This window comes from Sulfurisphaera tokodaii str. 7 (assembly GCF_000011205.1).
GTDB classification, from domain to species: domain Archaea; phylum Thermoproteota; class Thermoprotei_A; order Sulfolobales; family Sulfolobaceae; genus Sulfurisphaera; species Sulfurisphaera tokodaii.
Genome location: NC_003106.2, coordinates 726,002 through 750,409 on the forward strand (window position 1 = coordinate 726,002; position 24,408 = coordinate 750,409).

Consider the following 24,408-nt stretch of genomic DNA (forward strand, 5'->3'; position numbering starts at 1 on the left):
TGAACTTAAAGATAATATTGTAGTTTAAGTTATGAATGGGTATATATTTTTAATCTTACTGTTTGCAGTTAGATGTGAACACACATCTAGTAAATGATTAGCCATTCTCACTTTAAGTTAAGAGGGGCACATATTTTAACTTAAGCGTATTACTTTGATCGTGTTAAAAGGATTAGCTAAAATAAAATCTTTTTGTATTCAAACCACTACTGAATTCGAATAACATTTTACGGAAAATTCCAAGAATAGATAGTTTTCCAAATATTATGCTTTAAGTCATCAATATTCTATCTTAAAACACTACATTATGAATAAATATTTGCATAAGTGTTCATTAAAATTGTAGAATGAAACGATTTTCCTAATAAATGCTATTTGAAGTGAAAAGGTATTCTTTAAATTTTTAGAGAGAAAAAGTAGACAAAGAATCATAGCACTATAATTGCAAATTTAATTTTGTTAAAGTCTTATAGTGCCTTCTTATCTTTTTTGCTTTAATTTTAATATCTGTAACAATAAGATTATGATATGGCAGAACTTTTAAGTAACCTCATGTTTAAGGAGAGTAAGAGAGGTTATGTGAAAGTTGATGACGGTAGTACTATCATTTTACGTGTAGCTATTGTTGATGCGATCACTCAAGGTTCCTCACCATTTGGCACAGAATTCAGTATTAATTTTACTGTAGGCATTTCAGTCCATCCTTCAGAAAATGCTATAAAAGAAGTGAGTGATAAACCTTTGATGCTTACTGATATTATGCCTAATGAGGGGTGGAATTTAGTGAGAATTACTGAGAAAGACTCTGCATATGAGGAAGCAACCTATGTTGACGAGAAGATAGGTAAATATACTTTGAAGGTCTAAATAGAACCTTTAATGGTCTCTAAAAATTCATCATATAAAACCTTACAAGGTACCCCTCTATATGTAGTAAGATGGGTTCCTAAGGTAAGCTGGGCTTCGGGAAGTGAAAAGTCATGAAATATTTAACAGTTAACACACATAAGGAATACTCTTCTTCACTTGATATTGTTAGTAGTGAAGTGCATTACTCTTCAACGAGTTTTATGGCAAATATTTCTCAAATTCTCGTATCTATTGATAATGCTATCGTAAATAATATATTGGGAAATTATCTGAAAGTAAACGAGATAAAAGACCTAATAGATGTCAGGAAGTTGACTGCATTACTCATTTGGCTAAAATATGTTATAGGGTTAAAAATAATTGATGTAACTATATTTGAGAACCCTCCCTTCATTGAGATAGATATAGATGAGTGCGGCTGGGAGGAATGGGACATAATTGCTAGGAGTGTAAAAAGTGAGCTAATAAATGAGAGTCTTGAAGATGTAGCGGAAAGGGTGGCAATAGTTTGTCCCAAAGCGCTGAGAAGTTAAATCCACGTAAATTGATCTCCTTTCTTTCATCTCTCATAAATGCTGATGAAGTGTTCTTAAGAAGAGTTGTAAGTGCAATATATTTCTCCTTATTTAACTACTGGGCACACAAGTACTATCATAAAGGAATTAGAGGTAAAGGGGCTTTACGAGATTACTTCTCTCTATCAGAGTTTACAAGCTTCCTATATAAAAATGGATTAGATAGGGCTATGTATACCTTACTGATATATCGGGTAGCCGCAGATCATTATGCATTGAATCCCACAGATATTATCATCACTGATAGACAATGGAAAGAGTGAAAGGGTGAACATTGATGAAAAAGTATAAAACGCGTACTTATTGCGGCAGAACAAATTTTGGAGTTCCTTGAGAGATTCTAGCTATAATCAATTCTTTAGAGAGAAATAATTTCTTATCTATACTAATCAGAAGTCGTAATAAAAACTAAGCGCAAAAGAGCTTTTATACAGTAAAAAGTTTTAGACCATCATATATAACCTTCTTATGTTCAAGCATCTTCATGATAATTGGATCCTTAAGTTTATCGACGCTTAATACTAAGATATCTGCAGGAAATCCATGCTTCATAGAGTAAAGCTTTACTGCTTCATCAATCTGGTCTTTAACACTTTCGAGAAACACCATAATATCATAGTCACTAGATTCCCAATAATCTCCTCTAGCTCTGGAACCGAAGAGTACTATTGAGACATTACCATTATAGTATTCTATTACTCTCTTTATGAATTCATCAAAGCTCATTGAGTTTATATTCTCTATCGCATATTTAAAGACAATGGTAGAGAAGTTCTGGTTTGAGAAGAGTAAGGAGTTCCTAGAACTTGCAAAAAAGCATTTAGATGATGGATACTTCTGGTTTTCTTGTTTTGCAAGCCAACAGAGCGTCGAGTTTGCACTAAAAGGCCTTCTTGTTAAATATAAGGGTATGTTCCCCTTTACTCATGATTTAGGAGAGTTAGCTGAAAAGGTTGGAAAAGAGTTAGGAGTTAATGTTCCTGATGATATTATAAGATATTGTGATCTACTCACACCGCACTATGTGATGTCAAGATACTCGCAATTTACTGAGTATAACAGAAGAAAAGCTGAAGAATGCTTAAACTCAGCTATTACTGTGATTGAATGGATTAGGAAAAACTTCTATATAAACTGGTAAAAAGAAAGAATATATAAAATGATTAACAAGTCTAGAGATAATATCCCTAAGATTTATGTTTAGTAAATGTTGATAAATTAATTAATAAAAAATCATTCGCTCTCTTCAACTATGATTTGGTTTAAGTTGTTTATAGCTTCAAGAATTATATCTGGTATTTTACCAGAATTAATTTGCACCAGTAATTTATCTGCAACATTTTTAGCCTCTTCCATTGATAATGAAGATACGTTTAGTGCTTGTAAAAGTTTTTCTGGTGTTATGGGATTAGGAAATAGGATAAATGCATATGTTCCTTTAGGCCCGGTTATAATACATGTAGTCACTAGATGTTTATATGCAAAAGCTATTGAACCATTGCCTAAATTAACTAGTTTATCCTCAATGTTATAAAAGTAGACTATCTTATAAACCCAGTTAGGAACTTCACTTTTCAACTCTTGCAATCCAAGATAAATTGCTTGATCTCCAGATATTGGTATTCCGGTCACAGTCTCATTTAAATACTCGTTATAAAGGTAAATAAAATGAAAATCGACATTTGATTCTGGAGTATAGTTTAGGAAGATTAAGCCGGGTATGGCTGAATCTAATTTAGGATCAAATTTTGATGTATGTGGTTTAACGTTTACAATGCCGTATTTACTTAAGACTAGGTAGAGTACCCATGAAGATGTAGCACCATTAGGACATCCGTACCAACTAATAAAGTATATTTGAACTGTGTTGTTTCTAGCGTAGTTTATATTGTTAACTTTAAAAATATATCCTAGCCCTCCACTAGCCATGGTTTGCTGAGTCCTTAGAGAGAGAAGTACTACAATACCGATTATAATAATTATTCCGAAAATTACAGCAATTAATTTATTCGTGTTCATATCATGAAATATGAAAATTAAAAGTTTATAAGCTTATGCGTGAAGGATAAACTATGGTTTGCCCATATTACAAGAACAATTATTGTACATCACCTCTATTACCATCACCAGACGATTCTGTAACAGCTAAAATTAGATGTTATGAGAATTTTAAATCTTGCAAATTTTACGTAGAACTAGGTTTAAAGAATGAAATAAAGATAAACTTCTTTTCAGCCGTTAATCTATTAAATGAACCATTACATTCAGATTGCGAATACTTTGACGCAAAAAAGGTTAGCCAAGGGTATATAACTTATTGTAAAGCAATAAATAGGGTTTTAACTTTATCACAAGCTAAAAATTGTGTAACTTATTGGCAATCATGCCCTTTCAGACAATAATTTCTTTATATTTTCTTTTACATTAAATATAAGATTCATTGTATCATTTTCTATCTTTTTATACATATAGTCCTTTCTGACATAGTATATGAATGTTGGTCTTCCTCTTCTCTTTTCTTCAGTAATTTTCTCTCTTTCAACTAGTCCTTTATCTAGTAAAGTGTTTATTGCTTTATTTATTGAAGCCTTAGATACTTTTAGTTTTTCGGCTATTTCATCACTTCTCATTTTACCCTCTGTTAATAATAGATGAAGTACTTGGATCTCACTTCCTCCTAATCCATAAAGGAATGATAGCACTTCATGAATATCTACTTCCCTACCATCTGGAAACTTTAACCTTTCACTCATTTTTATTCCCAATTAATATATTTGATTAGAGTAACTAAAAAACACCATATATTAAAAAATATGTAAATACACACAAATGTAAACAGAGTTTAATAAGCCCTTTTAATTGCATTAACTAAAAGTTCATACGTCGTACTGTTGACGATTTCTTACGTACTTTAGTATAACATAAAAAATGTATATAATTGTGTGCAGGAATAACGTTAAAATGAAAAGAAAAAATCCGTTACAATATAGAATTATTTATTTTAATTAAAATATTCCATGAGATGAGATCAAGTTAATTATTTCTGACTTCCTTATATAAAACATGTTAGTCAGATCTGTGTAATACAGATCTGACGGGGTAGAGGCCGTTGACTTCCTTTTATGTAGTACGACTTGACTTCTATACTTTCATATAAACTCATTGCGTTAGCTCCGATAACTGTTAATATGAATAACAAAAAGTTAACAATTTGAATAACTATGATGTTAATTAAGTGTGAGTGTAGATTTATATGAGATATTGAAGGAGAGGTCTAAGTACTTTTACAAGGAGAGTATGAATGATAGTAAAAATAAACGTTATGATATTGCTCTGTTTCATTTAGAACAAGCACTACAACTTGGACTTAAGGCTTATCTCTTAAAAAATAAAGGAGATTTCCCGAGAACTCATAGTCTGAGGGACTTGATAGAACTCGCAGATAATGAATGTTTAAAGAAAGTTATCCAGAGGAAATGGTACATAGTAAGTTTATTAACTGACGCTTATGTAGGCTCCAGATACTTATTAAGGAATTACACGGAAAAAGAATATAAGGCATCTAAAAAGTTTGTGGAGGAAGTGTTAAAATGTTTGAATATTATAGAAAGTTAGAAGAAGAAGAGAGGGATTTTCAACAGAATAAGGAGAAATACTTCAAGATAATTGTGGAAATAGCTAAAAAATACGGTGGGAAGGCTTATCTTTTCGGCTCTCGGTTGAAGGGAACTGCGATAGCTTCAAGTGATGTTGATATCCTTGTTGAGATCCCTTGTAACGTCTATTGGTTGGACGTACTCTCAGAATTAATGAAGAGTATAAAGAACCCTAAATTTGAGTTTCACGTTTATTGTGGTAAAGAGGCTGAAGAGTTTAAGAAGTTAATTAAAGAATATAAAGAACTGGAGGCTTAAATCTCTCATGCTAATTATGGATGTAACTTCATAGTGTCATTATTATAATATTTATTTCCATATTTAAATTAAGATATACAAAAACTTATCTTGGTATCTACTCTATACAGAGATCTTCACTAATTAATAAATTTATATCTTGATAACGACAATATAATGTAACTTAATATAATATGCACTGATAATAAATCCATAAAATCGTTCCAAGATTTAGTCATTTAAATGAAGTATAAAAGCAAATTCGTTTAAATCAACTTTATCGTTAGCATTCAGCCATCGCTGTAGTCTCATAAAAACAATTTAAGGCTTAGAATCATAAGCCTTTACAAGATCTATGTGCTCATAAATTCATCAAGATTAAGAGAAAATAATAGTGTCTTAACTATAGTATAATATTTTACATTAATAGTTATCTTCTCATTAATAATCTAGAAGGTATACTATTAGGGCTAACGTGGACTCTCAGAACTGTTGGACTCTTAATAGATAATCCAACAGCTTCTTCTACATTTTTCTTAAGATCTTCCTTATCCTTTACCTCAATTACGTTGACCCCTATTCCCTCCATAACCTTAGTGTAATCAATTTGAAATACATCAGTTGCAAAAGTATTCCCATATCTCATTTTCTGATTTAACCTCAGAAAGTGCTGTACACCATCCTCTACTAATACCGTTAGGAAGTTGACCTTATATTGCACTGCAGTAATCAACTCGTTTAAACATCCTTGAAATCCTAGATCTCCTATAATACTTACTATTTGCCTTTCTGGAGATGCAATTTTAGCTCCTATTCCAGCAGGAATTGCTGATCCCATTGCGTTGAAGATAAGGGAATTAAAGTAAGAATTAGGCCTATACACTTTTATATCCATTGCCATAACCTGATTAGTCCCTGCGTCAGCAATTATAACTCTATCTTCACTTAATGTCTCATCTAGAACTTTGGCTAAATAATCGTGAGTTATTTCACCATTACTTTCTATGTGCTTTTTGGTATCTACTTTATAACTCCACTTTGGTAAATTAACTCTTTCAACGATTTCTTCTAGAAACGCTTCAGCACTAGCTTTTACAGTAACTTCCGCACTAAAGGAAGTATTAAATACATTGACGTCCGGGTCTACGTGGAGTATCCTCCTCGGCATTTTAATACTCCATTTATTAGTTTCAAGATCGTTAAATGACGTCCCTATTGCTATGAGACAATCGCCTGGGATTTCAGTGAGGTTAAATATTGTTCCGGCATATAAAGGATGATTCTCTGGTATACTCCCTTTTCCTCTGATAGTAGTCAATACTGGAATTCCTAATCTCTCAATGTAGTTTACGATGTTCGACCTAGATGCACCATAACCTAACAATAGAATTGGTTTTGAACACTCACTTAGGAAATTTACTGCTTCCTTTATTTCCTCTTTTGTAGGGTAAACTAATGTCCTATTAATTTTCTTGTTAGTCTTATACTCTTCAATATTACTTTTCTCCTCCAGTAGATCGACGGGAACTTCTATGTAAACTGGTCCCATCTTGTCCTCTAGAGCTATTCTAAAAGCCCTTTGCATTACAATTGGAATGTCTTCTGGGGAGTAAATTCTAAAAGCAGCCTTAGTTGCTTGTCTAGCCATTTCTAATTGTAAATCATAATACCCAGAATCGTGAAGCTGCTTCCTATGCCTATATTTAAATTCCTTATTTAGAGATATTAGTATAAGAGGAGAACCTTCAGAATAGGCCTCAACTAGACCAGTCAAAGAATTAGTAAAGCCTGGGCCATTAACTGACAAGAAAACTCCAACATTTCCCTTTAATCTAGCGTAATAATCTGCCATTATGGCTCCTCCATATTCTAGTCTAGGCATGTAATATGTTATCTCTCCTCTACTTACTCTCTTTCTGAGTTCTTCATATAATGATAAACCATGAGTACCTGGAATTCCGAATACGTCTGTTACTTGGGAAGAAATTGTGTCAATTAGAAGTTCAGATGTTGTTTTGCCCATAAATTACTATTATTATTCCCATAAATTAATCTGATGTTTTAAGAATCCATGATTTGCGTTTCTTTCGATATTTCTATTTATCTTATTAGAGTGAGATTTTAACTATTAAATACACACAGACATATAAAAATTTATGATAATGATACCTATATAATCTAATCTTTATTAGAAAATTGTAAGTTTTTGTTCTGTCTATAAATATTGAACTAAGTTAATATTATACATCCTATATCTCTTAACTTTCCTCTTCTTACTAATTCATAAGCTACTCTACTTAATCTGTCAGCTTCTTTATTTTCTTCTCTAGGTACCCAAATAAGAGTGGCATTTAACTTTTTCTTTAGTTCAATTGCTTTTTCATAAAGTGGGATTATTCTTTTAGCTTTAACTTTGTACTCACCATTCATCTGTTTGATTACTAGTTGTGAATCTCCTTTAATTATTGGAGATGAAATTCCTAGTCTTAACATTGTTTCCATTAGACATATTAACCCAGAATATTCGGCTACGTTATTCGTTGAGTTAATGCTAAAGGGTTTCTCAGCTAGTCCATAACCCTCAATTTTTCTATTATCTAAATAGATTACAAACCCGAAAGTTGCTATTCCTCCGGGATTCTTAGGCTCACATAGACCGTCAAAATAACCAATTATCATAGAGTAGTAATGTTAAGAGTTAAAAATTAGTTTATTGTATCATTATTTACAACCATAGAGGAAAAGGAGAAATAATTTAATGAACGTCAAACAGAAAATGAACTGCATTTATATGAAAATCGTGATATCCAGTAATTACTATAAATAATTGTAAATAATATTTTTACATTAAACTCTCTGAGATAGTTTGTGTAAATATAATTGTAGCTACTAGGCAATTGACACGATCTTTGATGTAATTTTTAAACTTTCCATAGAATTTTACGTAAAATGCATAACTAGATTGCTCACAATTTTCTCTCAAATGAGAATAAGGAGAAAAAATGATTATATATTTCTATTAAGAAAAATATATTATATCCATGTATGACATACTGAAAGATTAAGAGAATTTAATGAAGGAGATTATTTATAATAAGTAGATATTACAATCTCTTATGTTGAACGAGCATCCTTAAACTATTACATAAGGATTAAAGCTAGATGTAGAAATCTGTTTGGAATAGATTTTTATATAACTTAAGTAAAGATAGTTTATGGGAGTTTTCAAAAAAGAGAAAATATATCCTCCTATTTCAAATCTACAAGCTGTTATACAAAATTTTATTCAATATCTAAATAACGATGGATGGAAAACTCAGTATAAGGTTGAGGGAAACAAAGCAATTGTGCAAGCGCAAAAAGGAGGAATTCTGAGAGATATTATAGCTGCAGATAGAGCATTAACATTCACTTTCGAACAGCTTCCTAATGGTGTTAAAGTTACAGCTGGAATTGGTAAGTGGATACAGAACCTAGCAGTAACGGCAGTAGAAGCCCTTCTTCTCTCAGAACTCTTCTTATTTGTGGATGTACCAGAAATGCTATGGACAGAACACGTAGAGTCAAATTTGATGAAGAAATTAGATGAAATAGTACAAACCACAACTTAATATTCGCTTAAGGTACCTTTTTTCCTAGCACTCTTAAACGCGTATTTATAAAATCCTATCCCTAAAGGTAATAATATTGCATTAAACGTAACAAGTATTAATATAATATTAAGCAATTGAGGTATGCCTTCCCCAGAAAGCATTGACAATCTTAATCCATTTAAAGCCCAAGTTAACGGTAATGCAAGGCTAATTAATTTTACTGGTAAAGGTAAGACAGTTATTGGAAATACTGTACCGCTCATTAGTGTTGTGAACGTGGAAAAGAAGAATGATATTGGATTCCCTTGCTTTACGATCATCGTGAAACCAGCGGAGATCATGGAAAGACCAATTGTTGAAAGTAGCAGGAGGAATATTATGATAAGAGTAGATAATATGTTAACTTGATATTTTACACCTAAAGCAAAACCGATTAATAGTATAACTGCAGCATTTACAGTATTTATAACGAAACCCCAAATTGCAGAATAAAACAGAAAAGATACTACACCACCAGAGGATAAAACGTAATACTCAATTGTACCATAAAGCTGTTCATTTCTTAGCCTCTGACTTATAGTTGTGATGATTGAGGATACATAACCTTGAAAAGCTAAGCCAATAACGAAAAACGCAGTGTAATCACTGACTCCTATTTTCTCAACTAAACTATTTCCAAGAGAAGTACCAACAAAATAGTAAGTAAATACTGGCAAAACCCACGATAAGACGTTTAAAACCATTTGAGTCCTATAACTACTCCATATTTTAAACCCTCTTAAGTAGATATAAGCGTAAAGTTTATCTATTATTCCCCCCATCTTCTCCACCAACCTCCCCTTCTGTTTCTGTTTCTCGTGCTATCTATTTCCTCACCCATTAAATATACAAAAACATCCTCTAAAGTGGGTTTTTCTTCTCTCAATACTTCTCCTTCAACATTCTCTTCTTGCGGTACTCTCAATATAAAAGTACCATTATTGTATCCAATAACATACTTATCTAAACCTTTTGGGACATTTCTAGTTGCAATAATTTTAACTTTTCCTAATCTAGATAAAATTTCTTCTTTGTTACCTTGAGCTATAACATTGCCTCTCTTAAGAACTATTATTTTGTCAGCTAAATCCTCAACTTCCTTCATATTATGAGACGTTAAAAGTATAGTCTTCTCTCTGCTGATAATTTTAATTAAACTTCTGAAATCCCTTGAACTTACTACATCCATTCCTAAAGTAGGTTCATCAAGTAAAATTACTGGTGGATCTAAAATTAAAGCCCTAGCTAAAGCTAGCTTTCTTTGCATTCCAGTACTATATTTCATATACTGGACGTTCTTCCATTCAGATAGTCCAACTAATTCAAGGAGTTCCTCAGCTCTTCTTTTAGCTTCACTTCTTGAAAGCCCTTGAATAATCCCGAAAAAGACTAAATTATCTAAACCAGAAAGACGAAAGTAGAAAGCTCTCTCACTTACCATCATTGTACCTATGTTTTTTCTGACTTCTTTTTCCTGTTTTGTAACGCTATAACCGTTAACGAAAGCGTCTCCGGAATCTGGAATTATAAGTGTAGAGAGAATCTTAATAAGCGTAGTTTTTCCAGCACCATTATGTCCAACTAGAGCTCCGATTTTCCCCTTTTCAAGTTCAAATGAGACATCATTTAATGCCCTGATTTCTTTCTTACCGCTTTTAAATATCTTAGAGACATTAATTACTTTTATCAAATTCTTGGATCCCCCTCTTTAATATTTCCTTAACCTTCTCTTTCTGTTCTTGGCTTAGTGAGGATTTATTTTCTATTAAATATCTCAAATTTGCATCTAATTCGTCAATTACTACTTCGTATTGGTGCTCTGGACTAATTAATCTTTTCCCTTTTTCGGTTATCTCATAGTATTTTTTCCCTTCTTCCTCTTTTACAACTCTCACGTATCCTTCATCCTGAAGTTTATTTAACGCTGGGTATATGGCTCCAGGTGAAGGTTTCCAAAATCCTTGAGTAATTTTCTCTATTTCTCTCATTATGTCTGCTCCAGTCATTTCCCCTTTTGAGGATAATACTGTGAGAATAAGATAAGCTAATCCTCTTCTCCTATGATGATGAAAGTGTCTCCACATATGATATCAATTCTGATATCACATTAAAAAATTTTTCACAAAGTTTTAAACTTGAAAGTAGGTTTCCAAAGTAAACTATAAATAGCTTCTCTGAAGATAAAAAATCATGGAAAAGCAAAACATATGTCCTATTGTTGAGACTATAAAAGTAATAGGTAGCGAAGCTAAACTCTTAGTATTAAGATATCTTTTTGATGGTAGTAAAGGTTTTAATGAACTTCAAAGAGTTACTAAGTTAAGTTCAAAAACGTTATCAAACACACTAAAAGATCTTGAGGAAGCTGGAATAGTGAAAAGAGTAATTATAAGCGATAGACCTTTTCGCGTAAAATATGAACTTACAGAGAAAGGGAAAGAGCTAAAAACATTATTTACTGAAATGGAAAAATGGGGAACAAAACACCTTTTATCTGGAGATAAAAAATAATAAAAAATAACTTGTAGTATTATTTCTCTTCAATTGTTTTAACTAATTCCTCTGTTTTTATAACTTCTTTTGGTTTCCATCCCATAGCCATAGCAATTGCTGTACCCACGAGTGAAATTACTAAGTTAATTGCTAGAGCTATTAATGCAATATATATTCCTCCTAAGGGTGTTGGATAGCTTGTAGTTGCAATTGCACCAAAATGATTAACATACGCAGTCAGCACTACACCACTAGCCACACCGCCTATTAGACCCGCTAATAATGATCTTCCTTCGAGCTTATTTGTAAATAATCCTAAGAAGACTGGTGGTAACGTTTGTAAAATTATAATACCTCCGAGTAATTGTAACCCAATAGCATAACTTAGTGGTACAACAAAGATGAAAGCTAAGGCAAGGAACTTAAAAGCAGTTGAAATCCACTTAGCTAAAGTAGCTTCTCCTTTAGGAGTTAAGTTGTAAAATTCTTTAACTACATTTCTAACCAAAAGATTTGCAGAACCGATAGCCATTATGGCTGCTGGTACTAATCCTCCAATAAATATACCTAAGAATGCTATACCATTAAACCATGAAGGCATAGAATAAGCTAACAAAGCCGGTACAGCTGTTATTCCTCCATACTTAGCTGATAATGTGTAGGCTGGCTTGATAGCGAAGACTAGTATACCAAATAATGCCAGCAGTGCTAGACCAACACCATAAATAGGTAATAATGCTGTACCGTATTTTAGCTTCTTTTTATCTTCTGCACTTAATGAACCATTAATTGCATGAGGATAGAGATATAACGCTAGTGCACTTCCTACTGCAAGTGTCCAAAATGCTGAAAGGGCTGATGGTGGTAAGTAAGAATAGGGTATAGGTTTAACTGCATGAAATGCCGTTGAAAAACCTCCAATACTAAGTGGAACTGCAATTATTGTTGCTAAAACTGTTATCCATACTAATATATCTTTAAATACACCAGTTAATGCGGCACCTCTTAATCCGCTAGTAATTGTAAAAGCGGCTAGGACAATAAATGCTATTAAAAGCGATAAATCAAGAGTTAACCTTGTTGGTGGAAGACCTAAACCAATAAGCATTACTATTAATACAGCCTGCATACCAAATATTTGTAAAGCAATATAAGGTATTTCAGCAACTGCACCTACTAAGGCTACAGCTATTGCTAAAGCTCTACTGCCAAACCTATCTTTAATGAAATCAGCTGCTGTAACATAGCCTCTGTTTCTTGATACAGTCCACAATCTAGGCATGGTTAAAAGAGCAATTGGAAAAGTTAAACCTACATAAAATACAGCAAAATATGCTAATGCACCACTCTTAAAAGCTAATTCTGGTACTGCTATGAAAGTATATGCTGTATATAGGTCAGCTCCCATTAAGAACCAGACTAGTAATATTCCTAATCTCCTTCCTCCAAGTCCCCATTCATCAAGTCTGCTTAAGTCCCCTCTTCTCCATCTAGCCCCATAAAATCCTAAAAAGGCAAATATAGCAAATAATACTATAAATATTGTTAAGGTCGAGATATCTACGTTCATCTTTCACCCTCCTCCTTTACAAAATGAACTACTACAGCACTTAGTATTGTAGTTACAGCCAGTAGAAGTATCTGATACCAGTAAAATATTGGTAAACCACCTAAAGTTGGATTTATCTTATTGTATATAGGGAATAGAGAGTATAATAGCGTTACTATTATAGCTACCACTAACATTGCCACATAATATGTAGAATTCACAAATATTTATAAAATAAGGAGATATATATATTTTTATTTACATCCACGAAAAATGTTTTTAAAAAAACACACAAAGGTTAATATTGTATAAACACTAAATTAAATAGTGATAGTGAATATAAACTAATAAATGGCAAAAAAGGAAACCTAATAAAGGTAATGTATACTAAATGTAGATGAATTAAGGTATAGGATCTTTGCTATTTCAAAATAACCTTATATATAAAATCTTAAATTAGAAGTAGAATAACAAAATGCAGAAAACGTAAGTATTCTCTTAATTAGAATAACTTGATAAAGGAAAATTCTCTACATAACATATAGTTGTTAGACTAAGGACTCATTGGTGACACTAATATTACATTATCTCCTCTTATGATTATTGTACCTACTTTCCTAGTGCTACCATCACTCATTACTTCCTCAGAATTCTCTAATACTAAGTTCATATGCATATCATAACTCTTAAGAGTACCTCTAACAATTTTATCTCCTTTTAATTTCACTAATACGGTAGAACCCAAAGATTCTGCGAGAACCTTGTGTGCTGTTTCAGCCAAATTAACACCCATATTGTGTATAAGATATTCGGTATAAATATTTTATCTTCGTATCAACGTGGAAGATTCTCTTTGTGAGAAGATTTTCTTCTCTGCTCATTTATCACATCTATTAAAAATTTGGAAAAATAAATAATATCCCTTAACGTCTTTTTATGTATAGTAAGATACTACGTCATCATTCTGATATTCCTAGTCCTAACAAATAAAATTGCATAAGCAATTACATAAATAATCCCTATATATCTTAAAATGCTTAGTTCTCCTATTACTGTCCCTATATCTGAAACTACAATTACAGCTACTGAATATACTATTGAAAATATGAATTCCATGATCGGTATTATAATCCTTATCTTCTCTTTTTCAATAACAGTTATTAAGAACGAGTTTAGATATATAAATGAAGAGTTTTCTAACACCAACATTGTAAATACCCCTATCATAAACACTGGAAATAGATAGACTATATATGACAGGAGCACGATCACTAGGGCTATTGTTATCCTGTAAACTAAGACATAGTTACCAAGAGTTCTTACTTTGATAATATTAGAAACGTAAGTTGCAAAAATCATTGTTATAGAGAGAAAGAGTAGATATAGGGAGTAGCTGACATTGAACATGTCCGTAACTCCTAGTAAATAGAAAATTACTGGGTAAAGTGCTGCAATGATAGGATAAAGTAGATAGTCACTTATAAAGATAAGTTTCACGGTGTTACTTGTCTTTTTTAAAGATTTGAACTGTGCAATAAATGATATCGTAAGAGGAGTCTTTTCAGCTGCGGGATAATCTAACCTTAACTTAAGGAGAAGGGTAAGAAGTATGAATATTAGCAGTATCCCAAATCCTACCTGACCTCTTCCCCGCCCTAAAGGGCGAGGGTTCCCTTAGGGCGGTTCATAGGTTTGTGGTTTACCACCTTCATCCTCACAACTTCATAGCTAGTGGGTGCGTAAAGCACCCACCCCGCTCCGTTCGTCCAGCGGTAGACCACAGGCTGGGTCTTCAGCCCATTACCCCTATCCCTCACCAAGAGTTGCCCTCTGCTCTTGGCTCTTGGGGACTCGGGGATATGTAGTTCTGTGCGGGGACACATATCTTCAGTATGCCCACCTTTGTGGGCTTCCCCGCACTTTATTAATAGTTTTAAGCTAAGATTAAAAACTTTACCCCGCTTTAAAAGGCGAGGCTTGCCCCGCGTTTTGTCAAAAACTATCAGCCCATATCTTTCTTCTAATAGAATTACTAAAATAACTATTATAGCTTGATTTATCTGACGGAGAGAAGCCAGAATACCTTCTAGTTTTCTTAGCACATCAAAATCTAGGTTAACACTTTTAATCAGATATAAGTTAACAGGTTCCCTAAATATGAATAATGATATAAAAAGCCCTTGAAGTATTCCTAGAAATACAGCAGAGTTAACATAGGTTGAGACTAAGAAGGTAATCTAGGCTAAAGTGATAAGCTGTACTAAAATTATGCTGAGATCGTACTTTTTAAGACTTTTTATAGAGTTATTTATTGCAGATGAAAAAGGCAATAGAAAAGAAGGAACACCACTTATTGAGGTAACAGCAATTATACCGAGGTCTATTAAGTTCCTAGTTAAAAAATAAATGTAACCTACTAATAAATAGTAAAGTACAAAGTTAACTGGTATTAATTGAGTAATAAAAAGAGTCTTTAGCGTCTTGTTACTATTTAAAACTTTAAGAGTCTTAATAATATCTTTGAGTCTTTCCATATTTTATCATCTCAAGTTTTCTGAGGCGTTATATGAAAACATAATTCCGTTAGATTATTACTCATTAGATCCTCTCTACAACGTTCCATATTACCGTTTAAATATACATTGCGTGATACATTCTTGGATTTCTCTATATCAAGCCCTATAATGAAACTCACATGGTATGTTATAGAATTATATATTTCTTTTTCAATAATTTTATCTGTATCAAAACCCGAATTTGAAAGAGAGAATTTGAATAAGGTCCTCCTATTAGGTTTGCTGTTTTTTCTTACTGAAATAAGTTTGTTATCATCTTCATATTTTTCGAAAAACGTTAAATAAAGTTTAGTTCTTTTCTTAATAGCTATTAATCTTGATGATGCGTTTAGGAGAATTCCATTTTATCACTTTATATACTTTTGATTACTCACTTTATATTTTTTCTCAGTAACCGTGAATCTTCTTTAGTATATGATATTACTGACTTCTTTATATAAAACATATTAGTCAGATCTCATCGCCCTTTATAATATATAATCAATTATTTCTTCATCATGAGAATATTACAATTAGCAAAGGATACCTGAATCTCCCTTCAAACGAGGACTATTCACGGGTCTTATATGAAAAATACTCATATGAGAAATACACGAGGAAATACCGAATATTCGACAAAAGTTGTCTTAAGGATGGAGTGTTAAGTGTAAAACAAATGGAAAGTGTCGGTATAGTGCTACAAAGAGGTGAAAATAATAGCGTTTATGCTCTCCTTAAACCTAACATTGATATAATAGGCGGGCAACTTTTCCTTATTGAGGATGAAGGTAAAAAGACTGTAGCTAGGTTAGATGATTATTTCTACATAAATGAGTTCTTCGATGAAAAAACACCTTTCTCGAGGACATTGTTAAACGATAAAATTGATGTTGAACTATTAAATATGAATACAGTAATCAGGGCGGAATTATCAATAGTTAAGAGGTATAATCACTCCACGATACCAAAACCTGGGTCTATAGTGAAGTTTCTCCCAGAGATTGCAGATGAGAAGGACTTACTTTCTTTTTATCAACTTTCTTCATCTCAAGGTTACATTAAGTATGGAAGATTAGCTGGTTCTAAAATTCCTTTACTTCTTGACCTTAATGCGATAACTATGCATGTCGGAATATTTGGAGAAACTGGAAGTGGGAAGAGTTATAATATGAGATACTTAATCACTCTTCTTTCAAATATTGAAATTGACGGTAAAATTACATCAATTCCTTTAATTATATTTGATGCTAATGGTGATTACTCGGATTTTACATCTTTTAACATAGATCTAGTCAGTAAGGGAAGAGGATGGATAAAGAAATATGTAATGAGAGATCCATTGAGTGATTATGAGATAAAATTATCAATTGACCTCTCTCTATTCACAGCTAAGGATTTAGCTGACTTTATAATTTCTCTAAAATATGGTGATATTGCCCCAAATTCATTGCAAGCTAACATACTGGAGCAAGTCTTGTCTCAACATGATCCGCAGGAATATAATTGGTTATTAAGTACTAGAGAGGGCATTGAAAGTTTAAAAATAGAGTTACAAGAGCTTAAAAATACAGGTTTCAGTCCGAGTAGCATTAGAGCTGTAGTTAGTTCTTTAGAAATTTTCCTTAACAAAGTGAGAAAATACAATTTCGTATCTTCATCTTCTTCATTTAATGAGCAAACCCTTGATGTTATTTGGAATACTAAAGGATTAGCTATAATTGACTTTTCATCTGATGGTGCACCAGGTGTTGATATATCAACTAAACAGCTAATTGTAAGTTATGTTTCTCGTTTAGTCTTAGATTATCTTACCAAGGCTAAATATTCTGGAAAACAAAAACTTATAGGAGTAGTGATTGAGGAAGCACAGAATTATATACCTTCAAATGATTATCCAGTAAATGCTAGGATTACGAAAGAGGTTTTAGTTACATTAGCTACACAAGGAAGGAAATTTGGTGCCTCTCTCTTTTTAGTTTCACAGAGGCCGGCGTTCGTTGATAAGTATGTACTTTCAATGCTAAACACTTTCTTCTTTCACAGGATTTATCATGAAGACGTAAAATACGTAATGTCGGCCACTGGTGGGCTTCCAGAACATCTAGCTAAGAGCTTACCCTCTCTTGAAACTGGATATGTTATAGTTTCCGGTTTGATGTCAGCGTTAAAATCGCCAGCTTTAGTTAAGATACCATGGGATGACAGAATAGGTTCTTACACAGGTTACGTCATGAGTATTGAAAATATCTTGGTGAGTTAAGATGTGTGAGTTTAGATTAAGTGAAACATCGGCTTCATCAGAAAGTATTTATAAGCTTTATGAATGCGTTATGAATAAGACTGAGATAGTAAATAAACTTAAATTCTTTAAACAAATTGGCGAAGAAATCCAAAGGCTTAGAAGTGTTAGAGAGTCACCAGAGATTATTGCATTGGTAGCTGACTGGGGACAAGGTAAAACAACATTACTTAGCATTTTAGAAGAAGTTAAGCATATAGAAAAGTTGAATTTCGTCGATATCCTAAAGGGGAACATCGATTTTAGTCAAAACGAAGTAGTTTTGATTGACGAAGTAGAAACTAGCATAGAACTTTTATCAGAATATAGAGATAAGATTAAGGACTTTTGGATAAAGATAAAAGAGCTAGCTAATTCTAACAAAAACATTGTAGTTTATTTATCAATGACCCCAAGTGCCTATTCGAAGATATTTGGTGAAGTTTTAAGGGATTTATTTCCCGAAACCTATGAGGCTATAGAACAAAGAGTGAAAAGAATACATTTAATGCCACCATCTAAGCTGGAATTTTTAGCTGTTATGGATTGTTTGTTAGAATTTAATAAGCTTAATAAGGATTTGCTTGAATACATGGATTTACCCTATTGGACAATAGGGCAGGAAAGAAGAAAATTTGCAAGATTCTTTAACGACGTGGTATGTAAGGCTGGGGAAAGTAAAAGCCCAGTAGATATGATGTTTAAGCTTCTTGTTGATAATCAGAATTTAAATGAAGAAGGAGAAACGATTAGGATTAATGAAGTTATTAAATTTGAGAAAAATCTGGATAAAAATGAAGTAGAGGAGTTTCATAAAATTCTTATGAGTAGAATATTTACGGGTAAACCCATTGAGGTGTTAAAAGATTACGTAGTGGAAGGCTATTTAGTTGACTATTATTCGTGGGCTGAAGTTGTAAAAGATGGAGATATTATTGAAGATTTTCTACTAGTTTATATAAATGAGAAGGACTCATTAGACAAGAACCTTTATGTCTTCCTCTCAGATAGTATAGATAAGGTAATTTATGAGAATGTGAATAGAGGCAATTTGGAGGAAATAGTAAGAAAATTGAAAGTACGAAGTAAGAAGAGAGCTTATGCATTATCGTGGAGTTTATTCGAAACTCTAGTAAACACTAATGTAGGAGGATTGATTGTTGAATTTGAAAGTAGGGAACTGAAGGAAAAGGCAATAAAGTTTGTGAATGAGAAACTACTAGATGAAGAGAAAGAAGTTGAATCGTTTATTTCGTTCTTAAGGCACGGTATGGGACTTGAATTCGAAGAAAAGAAGATTAATCCTCATACAACTCTGCTCTCTTTCAAGAAATTTAACGTGTTAGTAACTAATAAGCCAGAAAGGGCTTTGCCAGATTTACTTATACATGGAATAATTATACTCTCTGACGAGAACTCGCTGGATGGTTATTATGACGAACTTTCAATCAAAGTACTTCATTTACCCTTAAGTACGCCAGTTAAAAGACAGTTATTGTATATTAACTTTTACGAGCTATTAAATGAGAAAGGAGTAAGGCTAAGAAAAGAAATTGTAAACCTAAAGTTGGGTGACTTAATAGATTTAGTTAACAGATTTATTTCTTCTATAGATAAAGAATTAACATTACCTAGTTTACCGCTAACGAAAGGAAATAAAAGACCTGTACAATCATTTAATTGGATTATTTATGCTCCAGAAGTTTATCCTGCAAAAGCTTCTGAAGTATTTGTAAAGGTTGATGATATTGTAAACAAAAAGTTTAGGATATTTGGTGCCAAGCAGTTCCATTTAGAGGATATAGAAACAGCTGAAACTTTTGTCAGTGATGTTGTACATTATTTCGCTGAAAATGACATAATAAACGTAAATGAGGAAATAATAGATTTTTCTAACTTAGCTGGTAAAAGAGTAAAAGAATTTACTAAGGTCACTGTAGGCTTACTAAGACAAATTTTGAAAGATAAATTAGAAGGAGAAATAGTAAAATATATTCAAAATGAAGAAAAGAGTGAGTTGTTGAATATATTACAGAAAATATACGGTGTAAAGAGGAATAGTGTATTGGAATTTTTAATTTATTCATCTATAGCTACTGGAGAAATAGCTAATTATGTTAAAATTAGAAATTTGGTTTCTCTTGCCGATATAGAGGAGAAGCTAGATAAGATAAGCGTATCGAACTCCTACTTTATTACAGCTAAGAAGAGAGAGGCTGGAATTAGGGATATTAACGAAATGATAAATACAATTAAGATGTATATAAACTTGGCAAAGAAAAGTGATGACAGAAATTTCTTAAGATTTTTAATAGTGATTCAAACTCTATATAAACAACTGAATAGATTCCTTGAGGAAATATCATATGCAGAAGAAAATATCGTAAAAATAAAGGTCGATATAAATAAAAAACTGGAACTATTAAAGAGAGCTAAGAGTCTGGTAAACGTAAAAGAAATTGAAGAAGAGAAATTACTACTCAGTTTACCCGATATAGTTACAAAAATAAGAGAGCAAATAATAAGCATAGTAAATGATGAGAACCCAGAAGAGTTAATGAATTTTATAGATGCAATAAAGAAAATTAGTGGTAACGATTCTAATAATCTAAATTTGTTAGTATGGGAGGCTGTGAAAATTATGATGGATGGTGCTACATTACCTTTTACACAGAAATTGAAGGAAATATTTTTACCGCTCTTTCCATTATCTGGAATAAATAATTATTTTGCAAAACTTGAGAGTGAAATTAATGAAATTGAAAAAGTAAGTCCAGAGATCGTGAAGTTGCAAGTCCAGTTAGAGGAAAAAAGAAAGGAAACTCTGAAGCTAATTCAGCAAATCAAGAATGAGTTAGGTGAATAATATGAATGTGATTGAGCTAGTAGAATTAGTTAATAAAAAGAGAAGGGAAATGAATAAAGAAAAGCTAGAAGAAGAAATAAGGAGAACACTAAATCAGTTGAGCGAACTTAGAGATTCAATAGAAAAATTAAGAGAGGTAAAAACAAAAATGATTTTATGTAGTGAAGAGATTAATGAGGATAAAAAGTCGGTATTGCAATCCAATGATCCAGATTATATATCTAATATGGTAAACCTAATATATCAAAAAGTTAATAATTGCTATAAAAAGATTGAAGAAGAAAGAAGAATTAAAATTGAAGAACAAAAAAGGAGAATAAGAGAAATCAATGAGAAAATATTAGTCTACAAAAAAATCTTTAAAAATATATTTAACGAAAATATTGATGTTTATATTCTTTCAGACAAACTTGAGGACCTGGACAGTGAGATAAAGAAAGGAGAAAGTGAAATAGAAAGATTAAACGACATATTAAAATCTAGGGTAGGGAGTAACTTAGAATTATTAGTAAAACTTATAGAGAATAATGAGATAGAAATAGACCAAGAAAACCTCAATGAAGTAATAGAATTAATCAGATTTCTAGTAAATAAAGGCCTTATATTGTCGTTAAGGTTTTCAAAATGAGTGATGTAATAGATAAAATAAAAAAGTTAGCAATTGATGAGAGAGAAAAAGCGAATAAATTAAAAGCTGATATTTTACTTCTTTCTGAAGAAATTAGAAGAGGAAAAATTGATTTAACATTTGAAGAAGTTAAAGGAACTGTAGGGGAACATATAGCTTGTGCAATAGATGGTGGTAAACTTGAAGTGGATTTAGGTGATTCATATCTTATTATTGCAAAAGCAGTATCTGTAATAGGAAAATATGGGGAAACTAAGGAGATACCTCCGACTATAGTTAGAGATTTTAAGATAGTTAGTGATTATTATGGAGAGGATGAAGTTAAGAAACGGTCTATAATTCTTATGCTTACATTGGAGACCAATTTACTCAGTCAAGCTAATTGTGATAAAATCTTCATTGATGGACCTTTAATTGATCCACCAGTATATGATGAGGAATTGGAGGAATATTTTCTAGTTAGAAGTAATGTGATTAAAAGGAAAGAACCAATAGGAATAGTGAAAAGGTTCAGTCATAGACTTTTGATAAACTACTTGAACGATATGGGTTACGATTTTTCAAATATTAGAGAAAGCTATCTAGTAACCATACTTTTCTCAGAATTAAGGAAAAGCTTAAAGAGTAAACAAGCAGTTGCACTTGGATGGATTAATTGGGATGAAATATTTAAGAAAAAAAGTAATATATTTAAAGATCTTGAAGGGTTGAGTAGGGCGTATTTAAAAATAGGTCTGAAAATCTATTCATCTTATTTCCAATTAAGTCCAACTTCTCCAGTGGTAAGGATAGATACTTTGTTACCAAGTGGATTAGACTTCATAAAGATATGGGGTATTGAAGGAGAAAAAGAGGTTACAATATTAAATAAAATTGCAGATAGCCTTGCTAAGGTAAGGAGTGAAGAGGCTAATAGTTATGTTTCACTATTTCGAATGCTCAGAGGGAATGATGATTTCTTTTCGTATTTATCTAAGTTTTAACTTCTTTTTTCTTTTTAACAATCTTTATTAGATCGATCACATCCTTCTTAGCTTCTTCCAATTCCTTCAGTATTTTTATATATTTTTCTAATCTTTCTAACGCATCTCTTCCTTTTTCTGTTAACGAGTATGTTACTCTTTTCTCACTTTGAATTTTCTTTATATAGCCCTCTTTTTCAAGTAGTTCTAAGTATTTAGTTAATTCGAGAAGATTAACACCAGCATTATACATAATTCTTGTTTTAGTGGAATTATTATTACATGCACCTAAAATTGAGTATATTATCTCGAGAGAAGTTCTCTTTAGTCTTTTGCTCATTATAATATTTCTATTCCTTAAAATATTTAAATGTTACGTGGTAAAAATAGTTACAGCTAACTCTTAGTTTCTTAAAAAAATTCAAAACAATATGCTCTATGATTTAAGAAGGATTGATCACAAATTCGTTGAATTATTGTTAGAAGAATATTTCTCTGATAATAACAACGTTGTAAATGATTTTTATATAGTGAAAATAGCCGAAGATAATGAAAGAAAAGTATATAGATTCAAAGTTTGGTTATTTAGACCAACCGATACTAGAGTTGACGGATTTACTGGTTATGTTTATTTTTATAAGAATAAAGTTGTAATAAAATTACCTGTCGTTAAGGAGATCAAATTAGAAAATGAATTCTTAGAGAGAATAATTAATCTTTTTGAACAGATTTATCTAAGACTTGGTAGACAAGAAATTCTTTAACCATTGAAGTATTTTATCATCATTATTATCTTCCATAAACTTCATGTAGTTTGTAATAAAATCATTCAAATAAGAGTATTTATTCAGATATTCCTTTAACGCTCTTATAGCTGTAGCTTTATTAATCTTATATTCCTTTTTCTCTCTTTCAAAATCTAAAACTGTCCTGTCCTCATAAAATATAATTCTACCTATCAGACTATCATCATTTAATATATCATATTCAACCCCATATATAGTCTCTACAACGTAACTACCGTCGTCAAATACCTTTATAGGTTTCTCTTTAAAGTAACTTCCTTTAATAACACTTATCCCCAGTACTCTTAAATATCTTCTAGTTAATTCAAGTATTTCATTCTCACTGCATTTACTATCTTTTTTATGCGATATTAAGTGCTTAATATCATCTTCAAAGACTTTTCTTCCACGTATTAATCCGCTGTTAAATAATATGTCAAGAATTTCCAATACGTCTTTTTCACATTCCATAACGAATTCTTTGATAGGAAGTTTTTAAAGTATTATCTCCTCTTTCATATCATTATTGATAATCCTTTCTGCTAACGTCCTTATCTCTGGAACTATAGGCAAATCTTCTATTTCACCATGAAATTGAAAAACTGAATCATAAAATTTTACTATAACTCCTTTAGGAAAACCTAACTCTTTCATAAGCTTTTTTGTACTTTCAATATATCTTTCTTTTTCCTCTATAGCCATATTTATTATTCCAGCTAACGGTTTCCAGTCTAGGGGTGCTTCAGCACTAATTCTTCTTAGATAAATTATAGAATCCTTTATAGAAAACGGTAAAATATCTGAAATAAGTACAACATACGCTTTCTCATCAGGAAAAACTTGTTTAAAAGCCATGGTCTCGTATTTTATAGGATTAGTATCCCATGTTAGAAATACTGGATTATCTAAAACCATATAATCAAAGTTTTCTCTTCTTAAAAAATTCTCGTAAAAATTATAAAATTCTTGAATTTTTGTGAATTCTGTAAAAGCTTTATAAAAGTTAATACCACTAGAAAACATCTTCACAATCTTTAAGCTTCCATCTTTAATTTTAATTTCTTTGTAAAAATTTTTGGGTTCCTTTTCAAAAGCTATTTGAACCAGTAAACCATCTTCATCGATTTTGGCTAATTGTGAGGTCCAATTCATCATATCTCTATCAATAAAAAGTACTTTCTTTCCCTTTTCTGCTAAAGCCTTAGCTAACATTAAAGACAACGTTGACTTTCCAACGCCACCTTTATACGCATGAAAAGCAATTCTCATTGGTTACACATATGAGTATATTATTATTTATATCTTTTATCTCGCTAGTTAAT

General features: G+C 31.8%; 30 protein-coding genes and 1 pseudogene. 14 read left to right on the plus strand and 17 right to left on the minus strand.

The genetic code is table 11. From position 1 onward, the window contains the following. The first annotated feature begins 528 nt into the window (after positions 1 to 528). From STK_RS04130 to STK_RS04140, 3 genes are all read left to right on the plus strand, one after another. The gene (locus tag STK_RS04130) at positions 529 to 867 is read left to right on the plus strand and encodes a hypothetical protein (RefSeq protein ID WP_010978734.1); all 339 of its coding nucleotides are present in this window, start codon (positions 529 to 531) and stop codon (positions 865 to 867) included. A gap of 113 nt (positions 868 to 980) precedes the next feature. Then, a complete protein-coding gene (locus STK_RS04135) occupies positions 981 to 1,403 on the plus strand; it encodes a hypothetical protein (protein WP_010978735.1) in 423 nt (140 codons plus the stop codon). Continuing rightward, positions 1,379 to 1,708, plus strand: a complete 330-nt coding sequence (locus tag STK_RS04140) for a hypothetical protein (RefSeq protein ID WP_198429737.1) — start codon at positions 1,379 to 1,381, stop codon at positions 1,706 to 1,708. Before STK_RS04135 ends, STK_RS04140 begins: the two co-directional genes overlap by 25 nt. A gap of 163 nt (positions 1,709 to 1,871) precedes the next feature. On the opposite strand, the gene STK_RS04145 is transcribed toward STK_RS04140, so the two are convergent. Further along, the gene (locus STK_RS04145) at positions 1,872 to 2,171 is read right to left on the minus strand and encodes a nucleotidyltransferase domain-containing protein (protein ID WP_010978737.1); all 300 of its coding nucleotides are present in this window, start codon (positions 2,169 to 2,171) and stop codon (positions 1,872 to 1,874) included. A gap of 34 nt (positions 2,172 to 2,205) precedes the next feature. On the opposite strand from STK_RS04145, the gene STK_RS04150 reads away from it, so the two are divergent. Beyond that, on the plus strand, positions 2,206 to 2,586 hold the full coding sequence (locus tag STK_RS04150; protein ID WP_052846402.1) for a HEPN domain-containing protein: 381 nt from the start codon (positions 2,206 to 2,208) through the stop codon (positions 2,584 to 2,586). Positions 2,587 to 2,678: 92 nt separating this feature from the next. Here STK_RS04150 and STK_RS04155 read toward each other — a convergent pair whose 3' ends face one another. Then, entirely contained in the window at positions 2,679 to 3,464 is a 786-nt protein-coding gene (locus tag STK_RS04155; RefSeq protein ID WP_010978739.1) for a DUF929 domain-containing protein, read from the minus strand. A 53-nt stretch (positions 3,465 to 3,517) separates the two neighbouring features. Here STK_RS04155 and STK_RS04160 point away from each other — a divergent pair, with 53 nt between their 5' ends. After that, the gene (locus STK_RS04160; protein WP_010978740.1) at positions 3,518 to 3,847 is read left to right on the plus strand and encodes a hypothetical protein; all 330 of its coding nucleotides are present in this window, start codon (positions 3,518 to 3,520) and stop codon (positions 3,845 to 3,847) included. Here STK_RS04160 and STK_RS04165 read toward each other — a convergent pair. Then, positions 3,827 to 4,198: a helix-turn-helix domain-containing protein gene (locus STK_RS04165; protein ID WP_010978741.1), complete on the minus strand. Its 372-nt coding sequence runs from the start codon at positions 4,196 to 4,198 to the stop codon at positions 3,827 to 3,829. The two genes, STK_RS04160 and STK_RS04165, sit on opposite strands and share 21 nt — an antisense overlap. Before the next feature lie 484 nt (positions 4,199 to 4,682). On the opposite strand from STK_RS04165, the gene STK_RS04170 reads away from it, so the two are divergent. Together STK_RS04170 and STK_RS04175 are read left to right on the plus strand one after the other, a co-directional pair. Next, the gene (locus STK_RS04170) at positions 4,683 to 5,060 is read left to right on the plus strand and encodes a HEPN domain-containing protein (RefSeq protein ID WP_010978742.1); all 378 of its coding nucleotides are present in this window, start codon (positions 4,683 to 4,685) and stop codon (positions 5,058 to 5,060) included. Continuing rightward, the gene (locus STK_RS04175) at positions 5,036 to 5,359 is read left to right on the plus strand and encodes a nucleotidyltransferase domain-containing protein (RefSeq protein WP_010978743.1); all 324 of its coding nucleotides are present in this window, start codon (positions 5,036 to 5,038) and stop codon (positions 5,357 to 5,359) included. Before STK_RS04170 ends, STK_RS04175 begins: the two co-directional genes overlap by 25 nt. 409 nt (positions 5,360 to 5,768) lie before the next feature. Here the strand turns inward: STK_RS04175 and STK_RS04180 are convergent, their stop codons facing one another. Beyond that, the gene (locus tag STK_RS04180) at positions 5,769 to 7,361 is read right to left on the minus strand and encodes a thiamine pyrophosphate-binding protein (protein ID WP_010978744.1); all 1,593 of its coding nucleotides are present in this window, start codon (positions 7,359 to 7,361) and stop codon (positions 5,769 to 5,771) included. Positions 7,362 to 7,567: 206 nt separating this feature from the next. After that, positions 7,568 to 8,017, minus strand: coding sequence for a ribonuclease HI (rnhA, locus tag STK_RS04185; RefSeq protein WP_010978745.1), 450 nt, complete (start codon positions 8,015 to 8,017; stop codon positions 7,568 to 7,570). Between the two features lie 536 nt (positions 8,018 to 8,553). Here rnhA and STK_RS04190 point away from each other — a divergent pair. Then, the gene (locus tag STK_RS04190; protein ID WP_010978746.1) at positions 8,554 to 8,949 is read left to right on the plus strand and encodes a hypothetical protein; all 396 of its coding nucleotides are present in this window, start codon (positions 8,554 to 8,556) and stop codon (positions 8,947 to 8,949) included. On the opposite strand, the gene STK_RS04195 is transcribed toward STK_RS04190, so the two are convergent. Genes STK_RS04195 through STK_RS04205 form a run of 3 tightly spaced genes read right to left on the minus strand, consistent with a single transcriptional unit; the run spans position 8,946 to position 11,054 of the window. Then, the gene (locus STK_RS04195; RefSeq protein ID WP_052846403.1) at positions 8,946 to 9,752 is read right to left on the minus strand and encodes an ABC transporter permease; all 807 of its coding nucleotides are present in this window, start codon (positions 9,750 to 9,752) and stop codon (positions 8,946 to 8,948) included. The two genes, STK_RS04190 and STK_RS04195, sit on opposite strands and share 4 nt — an antisense overlap. Then, on the minus strand, positions 9,740 to 10,660 hold the full coding sequence (locus STK_RS04200; RefSeq protein WP_052846404.1) for an ABC transporter ATP-binding protein: 921 nt from the start codon (positions 10,658 to 10,660) through the stop codon (positions 9,740 to 9,742). Before STK_RS04200 ends, STK_RS04195 begins: the two co-directional genes overlap by 13 nt. Next, positions 10,644 to 11,054 (minus strand): PadR family transcriptional regulator, encoded by a 411-nt coding sequence (locus tag STK_RS04205; protein WP_010978749.1) that lies wholly within the window; start codon positions 11,052 to 11,054, stop codon positions 10,644 to 10,646. Before STK_RS04205 ends, STK_RS04200 begins: the two co-directional genes overlap by 17 nt. Positions 11,055 to 11,160: 106 nt before the next feature. On the opposite strand from STK_RS04205, the gene STK_RS04210 reads away from it, so the two are divergent. Next, positions 11,161 to 11,481, plus strand: coding sequence for a winged helix-turn-helix transcriptional regulator (locus tag STK_RS04210; RefSeq protein WP_010978750.1), 321 nt, complete (start codon positions 11,161 to 11,163; stop codon positions 11,479 to 11,481). A gap of 19 nt (positions 11,482 to 11,500) precedes the next feature. Here STK_RS04210 and STK_RS04215 read toward each other — a convergent pair whose 3' ends face one another. The 6 genes and pseudogenes from STK_RS04215 to STK_RS04240 form a co-directional block, all read right to left on the minus strand. After that, complete coding sequence (locus tag STK_RS04215) at positions 11,501 to 13,033, minus strand: sodium:solute symporter family protein (RefSeq protein ID WP_010978751.1); 1,533 nt, start codon at positions 13,031 to 13,033, stop codon at positions 11,501 to 11,503. Next, positions 13,030 to 13,233 carry a DUF3311 domain-containing protein gene (locus tag STK_RS04220; protein WP_010978752.1) on the minus strand — a complete coding sequence of 68 codons (204 nt, stop codon included), beginning with the start codon at positions 13,231 to 13,233 and terminating at the stop codon, positions 13,030 to 13,032. The genes STK_RS04215 and STK_RS04220 overlap by 4 nt, the downstream gene beginning before the upstream one ends. Positions 13,234 to 13,565: 332 nt before the next feature. Beyond that, positions 13,566 to 13,793 (minus strand): LSM domain-containing protein, encoded by a 228-nt coding sequence (locus tag STK_RS04225; protein WP_052846912.1) that lies wholly within the window; start codon positions 13,791 to 13,793, stop codon positions 13,566 to 13,568. Positions 13,794 to 13,963: 170 nt separating this feature from the next. After that, complete coding sequence (locus STK_RS04230; RefSeq protein ID WP_010978754.1) at positions 13,964 to 14,509, minus strand: hypothetical protein; 546 nt, start codon at positions 14,507 to 14,509, stop codon at positions 13,964 to 13,966. Between the two features lie 158 nt (positions 14,510 to 14,667). Continuing rightward, a pseudogene (locus tag STK_RS15920) lies at positions 14,668 to 14,931 on the minus strand (hypothetical protein); the annotation flags it as partial. 318 nt (positions 14,932 to 15,249) lie between these two features. Beyond that, positions 15,250 to 15,546: a hypothetical protein gene (locus STK_RS04240; protein ID WP_052846405.1), complete on the minus strand. Its 297-nt coding sequence runs from the start codon at positions 15,544 to 15,546 to the stop codon at positions 15,250 to 15,252. Positions 15,547 to 16,243: 697 nt separating this feature from the next. Here STK_RS04240 and STK_RS04245 point away from each other — a divergent pair. The 4 genes from STK_RS04245 to STK_RS04260 are packed head-to-tail and all read left to right on the plus strand — an operon-like array spanning position 16,244 to position 22,322. Beyond that, a complete protein-coding gene (locus STK_RS04245) occupies positions 16,244 to 17,827 on the plus strand; it encodes an ATP-binding protein (protein ID WP_052846406.1) in 1,584 nt (527 codons plus the stop codon). 1 nt (position 17,828) lies between these two features. Next, a complete protein-coding gene (locus STK_RS04250; RefSeq protein WP_010978758.1) occupies positions 17,829 to 20,711 on the plus strand; it encodes a hypothetical protein in 2,883 nt (960 codons plus the stop codon). Position 20,712: 1 nt separating this feature from the next. After that, positions 20,713 to 21,339, plus strand: a complete 627-nt coding sequence (locus STK_RS04255; RefSeq protein WP_198429738.1) for a hypothetical protein — start codon at positions 20,713 to 20,715, stop codon at positions 21,337 to 21,339. Further along, complete coding sequence (locus tag STK_RS04260; protein WP_010978760.1) at positions 21,336 to 22,322, plus strand: DNA double-strand break repair nuclease NurA; 987 nt, start codon at positions 21,336 to 21,338, stop codon at positions 22,320 to 22,322. Before STK_RS04255 ends, STK_RS04260 begins: the two co-directional genes overlap by 4 nt. Here the strand turns inward: STK_RS04260 and STK_RS04265 are convergent. Then, positions 22,312 to 22,641 carry a DUF4364 family protein gene (locus STK_RS04265; protein WP_010978761.1) on the minus strand — a complete coding sequence of 110 codons (330 nt, stop codon included), beginning with the start codon at positions 22,639 to 22,641 and terminating at the stop codon, positions 22,312 to 22,314. The genes STK_RS04260 and STK_RS04265 overlap by 11 nt on opposite strands. Before the next feature lie 91 nt (positions 22,642 to 22,732). On the opposite strand from STK_RS04265, the gene STK_RS04270 reads away from it, so the two are divergent. Continuing rightward, positions 22,733 to 23,065 (plus strand): hypothetical protein, encoded by a 333-nt coding sequence (locus STK_RS04270; protein WP_010978762.1) that lies wholly within the window; start codon positions 22,733 to 22,735, stop codon positions 23,063 to 23,065. Here the strand turns inward: STK_RS04270 and STK_RS04275 are convergent. Continuing rightward, positions 23,036 to 23,557, minus strand: coding sequence for a hypothetical protein (locus tag STK_RS04275; RefSeq protein ID WP_010978763.1), 522 nt, complete (start codon positions 23,555 to 23,557; stop codon positions 23,036 to 23,038). The genes STK_RS04270 and STK_RS04275 overlap by 30 nt on opposite strands. Positions 23,558 to 23,581: 24 nt before the next feature. Further along, on the minus strand, positions 23,582 to 24,355 hold the full coding sequence (locus STK_RS04280; protein ID WP_010978764.1) for an AAA family ATPase: 774 nt from the start codon (positions 24,353 to 24,355) through the stop codon (positions 23,582 to 23,584). Between the last annotated feature and the right edge of the window lie 53 nt (positions 24,356 to 24,408).

Bases quoted from the DNA above. Each gene is read 5' to 3' on its own strand.
- STK_RS04130 (WP_010978734.1), top strand. From the start codon at position 529: ATGGCAGAACTTTTAAGTAACCTCATGTTTAAGGAGAGTAAGAGAGGT.
- STK_RS04135 (WP_010978735.1), top strand. From the start codon at position 981: ATGAAATATTTAACAGTTAACACACATAAGGAATACTCTTCTTCACTT.
- STK_RS04145 (WP_010978737.1), bottom strand. From the start codon at position 2,171: ATGAGCTTTGATGAATTCATAAAGAGAGTAATAGAATACTATAATGGT.
- STK_RS04150 (WP_052846402.1), top strand. From the start codon at position 2,206: ATGGTAGAGAAGTTCTGGTTTGAGAAGAGTAAGGAGTTCCTAGAACTT.
- STK_RS04155 (WP_010978739.1), bottom strand. From the start codon at position 3,464: ATGAACACGAATAAATTAATTGCTGTAATTTTCGGAATAATTATTATA.
- STK_RS04160 (WP_010978740.1), top strand. From the start codon at position 3,518: ATGGTTTGCCCATATTACAAGAACAATTATTGTACATCACCTCTATTA.
- STK_RS04165 (WP_010978741.1), bottom strand. From the start codon at position 4,198: ATGAGTGAAAGGTTAAAGTTTCCAGATGGTAGGGAAGTAGATATTCAT.
- STK_RS04175 (WP_010978743.1), top strand. From the start codon at position 5,036: ATGTTTGAATATTATAGAAAGTTAGAAGAAGAAGAGAGGGATTTTCAA.
- STK_RS04180 (WP_010978744.1), bottom strand. From the start codon at position 7,361: ATGGGCAAAACAACATCTGAACTTCTAATTGACACAATTTCTTCCCAA.
- rnhA (WP_010978745.1), bottom strand. From the start codon at position 8,017: ATGATAATTGGTTATTTTGACGGTCTATGTGAGCCTAAGAATCCCGGA.
- STK_RS04190 (WP_010978746.1), top strand. From the start codon at position 8,554: ATGGGAGTTTTCAAAAAAGAGAAAATATATCCTCCTATTTCAAATCTA.
- STK_RS04195 (WP_052846403.1), bottom strand. From the start codon at position 9,752: ATGGGGGGAATAATAGATAAACTTTACGCTTATATCTACTTAAGAGGG.
- STK_RS04205 (WP_010978749.1), bottom strand. From the start codon at position 11,054: ATGTGGAGACACTTTCATCATCATAGGAGAAGAGGATTAGCTTATCTT.
- STK_RS04210 (WP_010978750.1), top strand. From the start codon at position 11,161: ATGGAAAAGCAAAACATATGTCCTATTGTTGAGACTATAAAAGTAATA.
- STK_RS04215 (WP_010978751.1), bottom strand. From the start codon at position 13,033: ATGAACGTAGATATCTCGACCTTAACAATATTTATAGTATTATTTGCT.
- STK_RS04240 (WP_052846405.1), bottom strand. From the start codon at position 15,546: ATGGAAAGACTCAAAGATATTATTAAGACTCTTAAAGTTTTAAATAGT.
- STK_RS04245 (WP_052846406.1), top strand. From the start codon at position 16,244: ATGGAAAGTGTCGGTATAGTGCTACAAAGAGGTGAAAATAATAGCGTT.
- STK_RS04250 (WP_010978758.1), top strand. From the start codon at position 17,829: ATGTGTGAGTTTAGATTAAGTGAAACATCGGCTTCATCAGAAAGTATT.
- STK_RS04255 (WP_198429738.1), top strand. From the start codon at position 20,713: ATGAATGTGATTGAGCTAGTAGAATTAGTTAATAAAAAGAGAAGGGAA.
- STK_RS04260 (WP_010978760.1), top strand. From the start codon at position 21,336: ATGAGTGATGTAATAGATAAAATAAAAAAGTTAGCAATTGATGAGAGA.
- STK_RS04265 (WP_010978761.1), bottom strand. From the start codon at position 22,641: ATGAGCAAAAGACTAAAGAGAACTTCTCTCGAGATAATATACTCAATT.
- STK_RS04270 (WP_010978762.1), top strand. From the start codon at position 22,733: ATGCTCTATGATTTAAGAAGGATTGATCACAAATTCGTTGAATTATTG.
- STK_RS04275 (WP_010978763.1), bottom strand. From the start codon at position 23,557: ATGGAATGTGAAAAAGACGTATTGGAAATTCTTGACATATTATTTAAC.
- STK_RS04280 (WP_010978764.1), bottom strand. From the start codon at position 24,355: ATGAGAATTGCTTTTCATGCGTATAAAGGTGGCGTTGGAAAGTCAACG.